Here is a 12,144-nt window from a genome sequence, read left to right as displayed (position 1 = left end):
ATAATGAACCACAGATGGACACAGATGGACACAGATAAATAATTACTTCATTCAGATAAAAAGCGCTATATCTTTCGTTACTGCCCCAACTCTTTCATATTGTTCATTACTTGTTGATATAGTTGGTTATTATTTTGTTTCTCAAAAATTTGTGCGGCTCGCTGCAAATCTTCTATAGCTTTTTGTTTATCTCGTAGCGCAGCATACGCATTTCCTCGGTTATTATATGCTGCAGCAAAGTTGGGAGCAAGACGGATGGCTTCGTTGTAATCGGCGATCGCCCCCTCTCTATCTCCTTGGGCGGCGCGGGCGTTTCCCCGGTTATTGTAAGCAACGGCAAAGTTAGAATTAACATTAATAGCTTGGCTGTAATCGTCTATCGCCGCGTTTCTGTCTCCCTTTGCCGCAACAGCATTCCCCCGATTATTGTACGCCTCAGCATAGTTGGGATTGAGGCGAATTGCTTGGCTGTAATCTTCTATCGCCCCGTTTGTGTCTCCCTGCGCAGCGCGAGCATTGCCTCGGTTATTATACGCTTGAGCATCATTGGAATTGATATTAAGCGCTTGGTTGTAATCTTCTATCGCCCCCTGCTGATCTCCAGAATCAAATTTAGCCAGTCCCCGGCTATTGTAAGCAGTTCCATAGTTGGGATTGAGGTTAATTGCTCTGGAATAAGAAGCGATCGCCCCTTGTGAGTCTCCTTTAATTTGCTGATATTGACCCTGAATATAAAAGTCTCTCGCTTGTGATGGTCGTGCTGCTGGACGTCCAGCAGGACGGACTCCGATTTCTGTTACCAATACATCATTAGCGTTACTACAGGAAACGGTTCCAAGAGCAATAAATGCGGTAAGCGCAGTTCTGCAGACAGCATTCATTATTTACCATTCATCCTCATACTTAGCATTCATCAATCATCACTGTTTTCGTCACTTTCTTGATTTTTAGGAGTCAGTCGCCATGCAGTTGTTTGCTCAATATCTACAGACAGTTGTTCTAGGTTTTCTCCTAAATCTTTTTGTAGTTTCTGAGTCAATGTGATTGGAAAATCTAAATCGATATCTTCAGTTTGTACTAGTTTTGCAAGTTGTGTAAACGGTACTTTCACCGTTTTTCGCTCGTAACAACTTAGCTTGAAATAAGAGCTTTCTGTTACATTTTGAGCAAGCATAGCTTTTTTTATTCGCTCTTGGAGATTTGCGAATTCTGAATCTAAGAGTTTCCACTGTTGCTCAAGTTGTGCGTATCTTGCATTCAGTGATGTTAAGTTTTCCGTTGCGGGTTCGGAGTGAATTTCTTGGTTTAATTCTATCAAACGTTGATGGACTTGAGCAAGATAAATGCAGTCTAGATAAGCATACTCGATTTGTTCTTCGCTTAGGGGTCGCCTTCCCCAATCACTACCTTGTTCTTGTTTATCTATATTCTTAAAATGACAAAGTTCTGCAGCTAGAGTTTTGAGTTGGTAGTTAGGTAATGGCAAGGCATAGTAGGGAATTTTTTTTGCCATTTCTAAAGTACAAGTGATATTTTTTGCTTTCTTGTTAGCCAGAAATTTGACATCAAAGCTAGCATTATGAAAGACTTTTTCAATATTGGCATTGACCATAATTTTGTCAATAAATTCAGCGACAACATCAGGGTAATTGAGTACATCCAAAACAAAGATGCGATCGCCACTCAAATCTTGTGGATCGTCCAATACCTGAATCAGCGACAGTCTAGGATTGCGACTTTTATAGTCTGCGATTTCTGTATCAATCCACAAAATGCTAGCTTTGGTATATTCAGCGACAACAGAACGGATTTCGCTTGCTAATGTTAGGTACGGCATAAGCTCATATTTCCTGAAAAATTCGGAAGGGGTATCAAGTTATAGTTCTCCATTTTTAGCATTTTCTTGGTTATCTTTCTGTCGTTGTACTTATGTAGCAGGCTAATTTCGTTTTATATCCAAAGCTGGATAGCCTAAACTGCTAGCTCAAGTCATTTTATATATGTATGTAATGTTGTCTCACAAATAATCTTGTTTCTGATTGCCCATGCGCTACTTTGTCTTAGCCACTGACTACGATGGCACTTTAGCCGCAGACGGTCGTGTGAATGATGAAACTATAGCAGCGCTTGAACGCCTGCGGCTGTCTGGGAGAAAACTCATTTTAGTCACCGGTCGTGAGCTAGATGATTTGCAGCGCGTATTTCCGCAAATAGATTTATTTGATTGTGTCGTCGCGGAAAACGGCGCTTTGTTGTATTCGCCTGCTACACGTCAGGAGAAACCATTAGGTTCGCAACCACCCCAACAGTTTATTCAAGCATTGCGCGATCGCCATGTTGACCCTTTGTCTGTAGGTCGAGTCATTGTTGCTACCTGGCATCCTAATGAAACCACGGTATTAGAAACCATTCGCGATTTAGGACTAGAATTGCAGGTTATTTTTAACAAAGGTGCAGTGATGGTGTTGCCTTCGGGCATTAACAAAGCAGCAGGACTCACAGCAGCGTTAGATGAGATGAAGTTATCGCCGCATAATGTTGTAGGTGTTGGCGATGCCGAAAACGACCATGCTTTTCTGGAATTGTGTGAGTGTTCTGTTGCTGTTGCTAATGCCTTGCCAATGGTGAAGGAACGTGTGGATTTTGTCACCAATGGCAGTCGCAGTGCTGGCGTCGTTGAACTTATTGATAAGCTACTTGCTTCAGATTTGTCGGAAATAGATTCCCAACTGCAACACAATATCTTGCTGGGTACGCGGGAAGATGGTTCTGAAGTACACATGAAGGCGTACGGTTCAAGTATACTGCTGGCTGGCACTTCCGGCGGCGGCAAATCTACCCTGGCAACAGCCGTCCTGGAACGCATCGCAGAACAAAAATACCAATTCTGCATCATTGACCCGGAAGGTGACTACGAAAACTTTGAAGGTGCGATTATTCTAGGTGATGCTAACCGTTCGCCTAGAGTAGAGGAAGTCTTGGATTTACTTGAGCAACCTGATCAGAATGTCATTATAAATTTACTAGGGATTGCTTTAGCGGATCGTCCGGTATTCTTTGCCGAATTGCTACCCCAATTGCAGGAATTGCGAGTACGTACCGGTCGTCCTCATTGGATAGTGGTAGACGAGGCGCATCACCTCATGCCTTCCTCTTGGAACCCCGCCTCTGTGACATTGCCTCAAAAGTTAGATGGCATAATGTTTATTACCGTTCATCCCGACCAGATGGCACCAGCAGCCTTGTCTTTAGTAGACACTATGCTCACCGTCGGTAAGTCACCAGAGGAAAACATCAAGCAATTCTGCTCAGTGGTTGGTCATTGTCCGCCAGAACTTGCGCCCCAAAAGCTGGTACCAGGAGAGGCGATCGCATGGTTCCGAAAAACAGATACCGAACCTTTCCGCTTTCGCATCACCCCAGGACATACTGAACGCCGTCGTCACGTTCGCAAGTATGCTGAAGGAGAACTAGGACAAGACAAGAGCTTCTACTTCACAGGAGCAGAAGGTAAGCTAAATCTCCGCGCCCAGAACCTGATTTTGTTCACTCAGCTTGCAGAGGGCGTTGATGAGGAAACTTGGTTGTACCATCTGCAACAAGGAGATTATTCGCGCTGGTTCCGAGAAGCGATTAAGGACGAATCTTTGGCAGAGGAAGTTCAAAAGATAGAGGAAACTGCTAATGGTTCGGCTAGTGAAAGTCGTGAGGCAATTAAAGCGGCAATAGAACAACGTTACACTTTGCCGGCATAAATGAGGTTTCGGAGGCTTGCTGCACTTCGTATATTGCCGAATCTTAGCACTGCCTACTTTCCTTAGCTAACACTTAGAAAAAAAACGGAGATATACCCTGTTTATTGGGTATACTTCCTACTTTTATTTCCCTGCTAGTTTTTATAAGGTAAAAATGTACACGGTGCTATACCTTTAGGAGAATAACCATGTCTAAAGTAAACTCAGCCCAGCTACAGAATAACTTGACAGGTGTTCACTACCCAGCAAGCAAGAAAGACTTGGTTATGTATGCTGAGATTCGAGGTTCCGACGAACAAGTCCTCCGGGCTTTGAAACAGTTACCAGATAAGCAGTATGAAACGCTAACGGCTGTAAGCGAAGTTATCTGCGGGAGCGAATCAGCGTAGTAATAGCAATTTTTGGGTGTACTAAACGCATTCAAAATTTTTTAATTTTTTTGAATTGTGAATGAGCGAACGAGCGAATGTTTGAGAAGCCAGGGTGATTGGTCATCAGTCAAATACTTTTGAGTTTTGACTTCTAGAACATATCAGCAGGGTCAGCAGCTTGAAGTTTGCGGGTGGCGATCGCTCCGGAAATGAGACACATAACGATGGTCAGCACCAGTACAAACAAGGCTCGTGCTAAGGTCATGTAGATGGGCAAATTTGTCGCATTTCTGGTGAGATGGTAAAGTCCCAACGGCACTATTGCTCCTGGTATGAAGCCTAGAAATGCCAAAATAACTGCTTCTTCAAAAATCACTCCTAACAAGTAGAGATTGTGATACCCCATTGCCTTCAAGGTAGCGTACTCTTTGATGTGAGCATTCACATCAGTGGAAAGAACTTGATAAACGATAATGATGCCGACTATAAACCCCATCGACACGCCTAGACCGAAGATAAAGCCGATGGGGCTTTCTTTCTGCCAGTAGTTTTCCTCAAACTGGATAAATTCCTCATGGGTGAGAACTTTGACATCATCAGGTAAGTAGGTTCGTAATGCTGTTGCAACTTGCTTCGGGTCATATCCTGGTTCAAGATAAATCATACCCAGATTAATACTGGCTGCTTGTCGTCCAGGAAAGAGCCGTAAGAAATTCTGATCGCTGGTAATCAAGTTACCATCAGCCCCAAAGGAAGTTCCCAACTTGAATAAGCCACCGAGAGTGATGGTGTGGTTTTCTATTTCGGTGGTAACAGTTTTACCTTGTTCAATTTGGGCAATTGTCTGTTTATAATCTCCTTTAGAATCATGGTCAAATAGCAAAGTATCCGGCAGCTTAATCTTATCTAACTGTTGGTTGACTTCGCTTAACTGGAAAGCTGGTTGGTCAGGATTAACCCCAATAACTTGAATTGATGTTTCCCTACGAGTTTGGGGATTTTTCCAGGTGATCATACTTAGATACAGTGCTTCTGCCGATTTCACTCCTGATATTGAGGATGCTTGGTATAGTCGCCGCCGCGAAAATGTTGACAAATTTTGGATATTACGAGCTTTGGGACTGATTAAAACAATATCTGTATGCAAAACTCTGTTGAGGCGAGTATTACTGTCATAGAGTGCGTTTTGAAAGCCAAGCTGCATGAATATCAGAACATCGGCAAAGGCAATACCTGACAATGCTACCAACAAACGACTTTTTTCATGGCTCAGTTGCAGCCATCCCAGAGGTGTTCGTCGCTGTAACTGCTGTAACTGTTGTATGAATCCAATCATATTTTAATCACTGCCTTAACCTGCAAATTGGTCAACTGAGCAGCTTTTTGGTTTGATGCTTTATCTAGTCGGACATGAACTTCAACCACTCTGGCGTCAATATTGGTACTAGGGTCAGTATTGACGACACTCTGCCGACGCACCTGTAAGCCTATGCGATCAACTGTTCCTTGCAACTCATCTGGTAAACCATCGCTAGTTATCTGCACCTGCTGTCCTGGACGGACTTTACTGATATCACTTTGGTAAACTTCTGCAACTACATACATTTGGCTGGTTTGCCCAATTTCAACGATGCCATTACTTGACACCACTTCACCAGCACGTGTATGTATATCCAAGACTTGTCCGTCTTGAGGCGATCGCACGTAAGCTTGTTCCAGATTTTTCTTAGCCTGATTCACTTCGGCGATCGCATCATCAACTTCTGCTTTTGCCACTTCCACATCCACATTCCGCACCTCGGCTATCTTTTGGAGTGTCGCTTGAGCCTCGCCCAGTTCTTTGCTACCAGTCGCGTTCATCCGCGCAAGAACAGCTTGAGCCTCGCTGATTTGCCTGCTACTTGTACCATCAATACGGCTAAGGACTGCTTCGGCTTCTCTGACTTCCTGTGTTGCAGTGTCTAAACTCAGGCGCTTACTGTCAAATGAAGACAGAGAAATTGCACCTTGAGAATATAACTGCTGATAGCGCTTGTATTCGGCTTGAGCATTGTTGAGTTGGGCTCTTAGTTTTCTCATGGTTGCCTGTTGCGCTATCTTGTCGCCTTGCCACTGTGCCTTCAGTCGGGCGATCGCTTCTGCTTGCACTGTCTTGTCACCTTGCCACTGCGCCTTCAATCGCTCAACTTGAGCTTGTTGCGCGGCAATTTCACCGCGTTTTGCACCTGCTTGAATCTTCTTAAGGTTTGCTTGCTTTACTCTGACTTGTTCTTGTGCCTTCATGACAGCAGCTTCGAGGCGGTCTTTGCTATCAACAATTGCAATCACTTGCCCTGCTATTACCTCTTGCCCCTCCTTGACTAACAATTGCTCAACTCGATTCTCTTGACTCGATGTCGGTGCTGAAACTTTAATGATCTCTCCCTGTGGCTCTAGTCTTCCTAAAGCAACCACTTTTGTGACTTTGGGGATGCTAACCTTAGACGTTTGCGTCACACTAGATTGCTGTGACTGTAATCGCCAGAATCTGTAAGTTGTCACAAGAGCAACAACAAAAGCTGTAGCAATTGCCAGTATCATCAGTGGGCGACGGCTATGCTTAAAGGATGCAGAACCGTTAGCTGTTGCATCGCGCACCCTATGTGCCTCCTGATTCAATTGGGACATAAATAAACTATACAGTTTAGTTTGTTCTTTCTAAACTAGACGGTACAGTACAATTATGTCAAGAAAGATTTTCACCCCAGTGCTTGGTGTCATACACCCGTGTTAGTTGCGGGATTGCTGTGTCCCTACAGCCAACCTTATAGCTATAACAAGCGTAAAAGTAGAAGAACCGAAAAATGAGAAAGACACAAACAAATAATCTAGATCGTAAGCCGTCAGAAGAAAAAGTGGATGCCATTCTGGCAGGTGCAATGCAAGAGTTTTTGGCACATGGCTATGCTGCTACAACTATGGATCAGGTGACAGCAGCAGCAGGTGTGTCTAAAACAACCGTCTACAATCACTTTCAAGACAAGGAAGGACTGTTTACTGCTCTTATACAGCAATTAATCGTATCCAAGTATTACGCAGCATTTAATCCCCAAAAAGCACAATTGATGCAAGGTGAAGCATCTACAATCCTGCGCCATTTAGCATTCTGTATGCTAGACAACTCTATAGGTGACAAACAGGTGTTAGGATTAATTCGCTTGATAATTGGTGAGTCTGGACGTTTTCCGGAGTTAGCGCGAGCCTTTGTTCTGAACCTTGAAAAATCATTTTTGGAGGATTTGTGTCAATTCCTTGCCTCTCGTACTGAACTCAACCTACCTGATCCAGAAGTTGCGGCGCGAGTCTTTGTTGGAACATTAGTACATTTCATCCTGATTGAGGAAATACTGCATGGCAATGACATTCTACCAATCGAGCGCGATCGCCTGATTGACAACCTAATTTACTTGTTAACTATTAATCAGACTGTAAAAGATGTAAGCGCTCCTCAGTACTCAGGCACAAAGCAAAAATCTCCTCGGCGCAACCGTAAGGATTCTGGTAAATTTGAGCGAGACTACGATTCTGAGCCGAAACGTTTAAGATCTATGAGACTCACAGATACAGCGTGGGAAAAATTAGCTGCGATCGCAGCTAAAAATCAACTCACCCGCAGTGAGGTGATCGAAATCATTGCTCGTGATGGTGAACTTACTTGAGGACTTGGAACTCGTTTTCTGGTTTGGTGCTATTTTTGTATATACATGGTTAAAAGAGTCATACCAATTCTCCATGAAGATCCACTTAATATTTATCAAACAAACCGCCAAGTACGCGCCTGAGTCAAAGAGTAAGTATTAAGTGCAAGTTTAGAGAGAATTGGTATCAGGGATTTGGTATATAGCGCAACTCAATTGAATGAAGTAATTATTTATCTGTGTCCCATGAGTGTCCATCTGTGGTTCATTATTTCTTTGCTGTACCTGACTCCGGGTTCTTACCGCTATAACTCAAGCCACCCCAAACTTTTTCCCTACAGTTTCATTGAAACAGCGCACGATGGAAATGATTTGGTCAGCATCGTCAGCTTCAAAGACTCCATCCAAACCTTCATAATGCAAATCCGTGAAGGGCGGTTCATAGAGCAACCCTGCATCCATGACACCGTTTTGGGTGAGGTAATCGATGATAATTTCCACGAAACGGATTTGATTGGCGTTGAAGGTGCTGCCTTCTAGGTATTGAGCAAAGGCTTGCTTTGCTGTGTTCCGGTCTAACCCAACAAGTTGGCGGATGAAAAGCTTGAGGCTGAGATTTTTGCCATAAACTTCCTCGAAACGCTCTCGACTCTCAATTGCTGCCGCACCGAAGAGCATTTCCTCCAAAGATGTTAAATCAGCATCGGTCAAGGGAACATTGCGTTTGAGCACCACGTTAGCGCTGTGTGCGTCGCCGCCTTTGGTAATGTCTACGGCTGTGGCTGTGGGGAGGTGCGACTTAAAAGCGCGGAGGGCTTGGGTAAGAAGGGCGTTACGGTCGGCGAGAAACAACACCCGCTTCACCCAATTAGCCCGCATCAACAGGTCAACTAAGGCGATCGCTGTCCGAGTTTTTCCTGTGCCAGTTGCCATGACGAGCAAAGCTTTACGTCCTTTTTTCTCGTCAAAGGTTTCGGTAATGCGGCGAATGGCTTCACTTTGGTAACAGCGCTCAACAATGCTAGAAGTGATTTGCACTAAATGCAGGCGTTTGCGGTGGCTACGTCCAAAAATCAGGCGTTCTAGCTCGTCTTTTTTCAAAAAACCTTGAATTTGGCGGGGCGGATAATTTAAGTCATCCCAAATCCAATAGTCGTAGCCGTTGGTGTAGAAGATGACGGGGCGTTGACCAAAGCGTTGCTCTAAGCAATCAGCATACAGTTTGGCTTGGTGTTTCCCAGCCTCAGAACTTTTGCGAGTGCGTTTGGCTTCCACTAAAGCCAAGGGTTTGCCATCATCGCCCCAAAGCACATAGTCCACGCGTCCCTTACCTGTATCGTTAGGCATTCCCTGAACTTCGTACTCAGTCCACCCACCTTGGTCGATGTTCCACCCGGCTTCTTTAAGCAGCACATCAATTAAATAGTGGCGGGTTTCTTCTTCGTTGTAATTGTGGTTGTCGGTGACTGCTGCATTCTGCTGTTTCAGGGCAGCAATTTCCGCTTGCAGAACTGCCAGTTCTTGCTCAGTTTGCTGTTGTCGAGCCTCGGCTATCCGCCGCATTTCGTCAGCTTGGGAAAGTTGCGCTTCTAGAGTTTGCAACTGTTGCACAGAAAGGTCTGAAGCGCTGGTGGCGGTGGGGTGGGGGATAAGGTTGCGGTCAAAGTTAACAGTCGGGTGATTTTTAGCGTTGGGGGAATAGGAACGGGAGAGCCAGTACAGGAAATGAAACAGTTCTTCAACCAAATGCAGCGCGTCCTTTTCCTTGATGGGGGTGGATTCGTGGACGGCGATGTTACCAATTTTGTGGATGGTGCGGATTTTGGGGAACAGTCCCGGTTTTAAATTCTCTTGAAAAGTTTGCTCATGGATGAGGGCGCTGAGTTTGGTGTCGTAGGGAATTTGCAGGTAGGTATCGTGAGCATAAAGCCACAGAACTGCTTGCTCTAGGGTGAAGCGTGTATAGAAGCAGCTGGCACGGGGGGCAGTGTAAACTAGGGTTTCGGCGTGGCTGGCGTGTTTAAACAGGTCGGGGTAACGGTTATTGAGAAAATCAAAGTTTGACGCCATACAGAATTCTCCATTAACTCCCACTGATTGCCACTCATACCTCATTTTACTAGTGTAAACTGTTGCTTAGGTCTTCGGTGGATTTATCAGCGAAATTAGAGAACTGCAAAAAATTAAATTATCCAATTTCTCTTTCCCATGTAACGATAATTTTGGTGTGAAATGGAGTGTAAGTTGTGAGTTTTGACAACGTTTGTAAGATTTTAGCTGAAAAATACTCAACAGAATTTGTCAGTTGGTTACTTGCTGAAAAATCAATAGAAGTTAAGGTACTGAAGACTGAATTGAGTTTAGAACCAATTCGTGCAGATTCAGTGACATTTTTACAAACAGCAAATCGCATTTTACATATCGAATTTCAAACCCGCACTATCTCAAATCCTCCGCTTCCATTTAGAATGCTGGATTATTCAGTCAGGTTAATGCGTCAATATAACGTCCCTGTGACACAGGTCGTGATTTTTTTGCAAGAGACAAATAACGAAATTGCTTTTACCGAAGAATATGTAAATGAGACAACAACTCACCGTTATCGAGTTATGCGGATGTGGGAACAAGACTCAGCACTATTTCTCGATAACCCTGCATTATTACCTTTAGCATCATTAACACAAACAACCTCACCCCAAAGGTTACTATCGCAGATTGCCCAAAGTGTTGCTAGAATTCCTAATAGAGATACTAGGCAGGAGATTGCAGCTTACACAGAGATTTTAGCTGGTTTGAAGTTTGAAAAGGAATTGATTCGTCAATTTTTAAGCGAGGATGTTATGCAAGAATCGGTAATTTATCAGGATATTTTGCAGAAGGGACAACAACAGGGAAAAGAACAGGGAAAGCAAGAAGAAGCCTTCCGGTTTTTGATTCGTCAGTTAACTCGGCGTTTCGGTGAAATAGACTCATCAATCATTGAGCGTATCCGCAGATTATCTACTGAACAATTGGAGGTACTAGGAGAGGAATTTGTTGATTTTTCTGCAATATCTGATTTGATAACTTTATTAGAACAACAGGAAAATAGTTAGAAAGCTAATAACAAATAACTATTAATATTGCAGTTAAATTTTATGCTGTTTTGGTGATTATAAATCGCTTGACCTTCTTCAGAACCCCGACTTCTTTAAGAAGTCGGGGTTCTTGTTTGTTCACAAATCATTTAGGAATCTATGTATTCGTGTTTGATGTCGCTTTGTTCCTCCATTTGGAGGTATTCGTCGGGAGTGAGGTAGTTTTGGGAGGAAGTAAGCATATTGAAAACCTCAAAGTAACTTTGATGGTAATTTATTCTTTAGCGATCGCGGCTTGTTCGCTTCCATAATTTCATTTTATTTGCTTGGCTTAGAGTTCTCCCCGGAAGGCTCTTTGGAGTAGGGAGTTGAAGAAGTTGTCAAGTTCACACTGTTGACTATGTTGTTCAGTCTTCATACTTCGCAGATGTCTTATTTTTAAAGTAAAATCAGTCTGAAGTTGAATTGGTGGGTACAACACAAACTGCGTATTGAGTTCCTCTTTTGTTAAATGTTTCATCTCGATTCCGTGAAATTTTGACTTACACATCTCAACAACGTGTGCCAGCGCAAATTCTAGGTACTCTAACTCAAAAGGCATACGTGGGCGAACATTGAATATGTGCTGGTTGAGAACTCCTTCAGTACCTTGCCAAATAAAAACTCCGAATGAGACTAACTGTCCTGACCAAGAAAGCAGAAGGTCGCCAGGTTTTACCCTAAATTTTTCTTGGAAGTGTCCGTCATAATAGTTATAAGTTGCATCCGGATTCTTGAGGTTTTGAATACGTATAATAGGTAGTCCTTTTTTCTTCCAATCAGAAGGTTTAAATGCACGCCCGTTAACGAGGTCAACGGCATCAGCAAGCTTAATCTTTTTCCAACCCCTCGAATTTGTAACAGGATCGCCGAACATTTCCAAGAAAGACGATCGCAGTAATTCTTCTGTAAGGGCGATCGCTTCTTTGCGCTTCCGGCGAACAGTATCAGCCTTGTCGAGAATGGCAGCAATGCGGCGCTGTTCTTCCAGAGGAGGGAGGGGGATTTGAAAATCTCTAATTTGTGAGAAAGTTAAAGCTTGCCTTGTTCCACCGTGCTGCATACTGTCGATATATGCTTGAAAACTTGGCTGTGCAATGAAGTGCATCAGGTAGCGATGATGGAGTAATTCAGGGATTGTTCTAATTATGCACACGTGCTGATTGACATGGGAGCATCCCAGTTTTTATTTAGCGAGCAAAGATTAATCCATTAAGATAGGCAC

General features: G+C 43.6%; 11 protein-coding genes. 4 read left to right on the top strand and 7 right to left on the bottom strand.

The window, feature by feature from the left end; genetic code table 11:
* Nucleotides 1-77: 77 nt before the first annotated feature.
* Nucleotides 78-881 carry a tetratricopeptide repeat protein gene (locus tag AACT52_RS07445; protein WP_073636466.1) on the bottom strand — a complete coding sequence of 268 codons (804 nt, stop codon included), beginning with the start codon at nt 879-881 and terminating at the stop codon, nt 78-80.
* Between the two features lie 32 nt (nt 882-913).
* The gene (locus AACT52_RS07440) at nt 914-1,837 is read right to left on the bottom strand and encodes a ribonuclease D (protein ID WP_073636465.1); all 924 of its coding nucleotides are present in this window, start codon (nt 1,835-1,837) and stop codon (nt 914-916) included.
* 208 nt (nt 1,838-2,045) lie between these two features.
* On the opposite strand from AACT52_RS07440, the gene AACT52_RS07435 reads away from it, so the two are divergent.
* On the top strand, nt 2,046-3,755 hold the full coding sequence (locus tag AACT52_RS07435) for an HAD family hydrolase (RefSeq protein ID WP_073636464.1): 1,710 nt from the start codon (nt 2,046-2,048) through the stop codon (nt 3,753-3,755).
* Nucleotides 3,756-3,943: 188 nt separating this feature from the next.
* Nucleotides 3,944-4,144 carry a DUF2795 domain-containing protein gene (locus AACT52_RS07430; protein ID WP_073636463.1) on the top strand — a complete coding sequence of 67 codons (201 nt, stop codon included), beginning with the start codon at nt 3,944-3,946 and terminating at the stop codon, nt 4,142-4,144.
* Nucleotides 4,145-4,277: 133 nt separating this feature from the next.
* Here AACT52_RS07430 and devC read toward each other — a convergent pair whose 3' ends face one another.
* Nucleotides 4,278-5,462, bottom strand: coding sequence for an ABC transporter permease DevC (gene devC / locus AACT52_RS07425; protein WP_073636462.1), 1,185 nt, complete (start codon nt 5,460-5,462; stop codon nt 4,278-4,280).
* Complete coding sequence (locus AACT52_RS07420; protein WP_083630823.1) at nt 5,459-6,793, bottom strand: ABC exporter membrane fusion protein; 1,335 nt, start codon at nt 6,791-6,793, stop codon at nt 5,459-5,461. Before AACT52_RS07420 ends, devC begins: the two co-directional genes overlap by 4 nt.
* Nucleotides 6,794-6,969: 176 nt before the next feature.
* Between AACT52_RS07420 and AACT52_RS07415 the strand changes: the two genes are divergently transcribed.
* Nucleotides 6,970-7,824, top strand: coding sequence for a TetR/AcrR family transcriptional regulator (locus AACT52_RS07415; protein WP_073636461.1), 855 nt, complete (start codon nt 6,970-6,972; stop codon nt 7,822-7,824).
* A 291-nt stretch (nt 7,825-8,115) separates the two neighbouring features.
* Here the strand turns inward: AACT52_RS07415 and AACT52_RS07410 are convergent, their stop codons facing one another.
* Nucleotides 8,116-9,873, bottom strand: coding sequence for a DEAD/DEAH box helicase family protein (locus AACT52_RS07410; RefSeq protein ID WP_073636460.1), 1,758 nt, complete (start codon nt 9,871-9,873; stop codon nt 8,116-8,118).
* A 176-nt stretch (nt 9,874-10,049) separates the two neighbouring features.
* Between AACT52_RS07410 and AACT52_RS07405 the strand changes: the two genes are divergently transcribed.
* Nucleotides 10,050-10,898, top strand: coding sequence for a DUF4351 domain-containing protein (locus AACT52_RS07405; protein WP_073636459.1), 849 nt, complete (start codon nt 10,050-10,052; stop codon nt 10,896-10,898).
* A gap of 131 nt (nt 10,899-11,029) precedes the next feature.
* On the opposite strand, the gene AACT52_RS07400 is transcribed toward AACT52_RS07405, so the two are convergent.
* Nucleotides 11,030-11,122, bottom strand: coding sequence for a Uma2 family endonuclease (locus AACT52_RS07400; RefSeq protein WP_233154249.1), 93 nt, complete (start codon nt 11,120-11,122; stop codon nt 11,030-11,032).
* 89 nt (nt 11,123-11,211) lie between these two features.
* Nucleotides 11,212-12,102, bottom strand: coding sequence for a restriction endonuclease subunit S (locus tag AACT52_RS07395; RefSeq protein ID WP_272937157.1), 891 nt, complete (start codon nt 12,100-12,102; stop codon nt 11,212-11,214).
* Between the last annotated feature and the right edge of the window lie 42 nt (nt 12,103-12,144).

The sequence above is a fragment of the Scytonema sp. HK-05 genome (assembly GCF_963872035.1).
Classification (GTDB): Bacteria; Cyanobacteriota; Cyanobacteriia; order Cyanobacteriales; family Nostocaceae; genus Kalymmatonema.
This window is presented reverse-complemented; position numbering and strand designations above follow the sequence as displayed.

Coding starts and splice junctions, on each gene's coding strand:
- AACT52_RS07445 (WP_073636466.1), bottom strand. CDS start 881: ATGAATGCTGTCTGCAGAACTGCGCTTACCGCATTTATTGCTCTTGGA.
- AACT52_RS07440 (WP_073636465.1), bottom strand. CDS start 1,837: ATGCCGTACCTAACATTAGCAAGCGAAATCCGTTCTGTTGTCGCTGAA.
- AACT52_RS07435 (WP_073636464.1), top strand. CDS start 2,046: ATGCGCTACTTTGTCTTAGCCACTGACTACGATGGCACTTTAGCCGCA.
- AACT52_RS07430 (WP_073636463.1), top strand. CDS start 3,944: ATGTCTAAAGTAAACTCAGCCCAGCTACAGAATAACTTGACAGGTGTT.
- devC (WP_073636462.1), bottom strand. CDS start 5,462: ATGATTGGATTCATACAACAGTTACAGCAGTTACAGCGACGAACACCT.
- AACT52_RS07420 (WP_083630823.1), bottom strand. CDS start 6,793: ATGTCCCAATTGAATCAGGAGGCACATAGGGTGCGCGATGCAACAGCT.
- AACT52_RS07415 (WP_073636461.1), top strand. CDS start 6,970: ATGAGAAAGACACAAACAAATAATCTAGATCGTAAGCCGTCAGAAGAA.
- AACT52_RS07410 (WP_073636460.1), bottom strand. CDS start 9,873: ATGGCGTCAAACTTTGATTTTCTCAATAACCGTTACCCCGACCTGTTT.
- AACT52_RS07400 (WP_233154249.1), bottom strand. CDS start 11,122: ATGCTTACTTCCTCCCAAAACTACCTCACTCCCGACGAATACCTCCAA.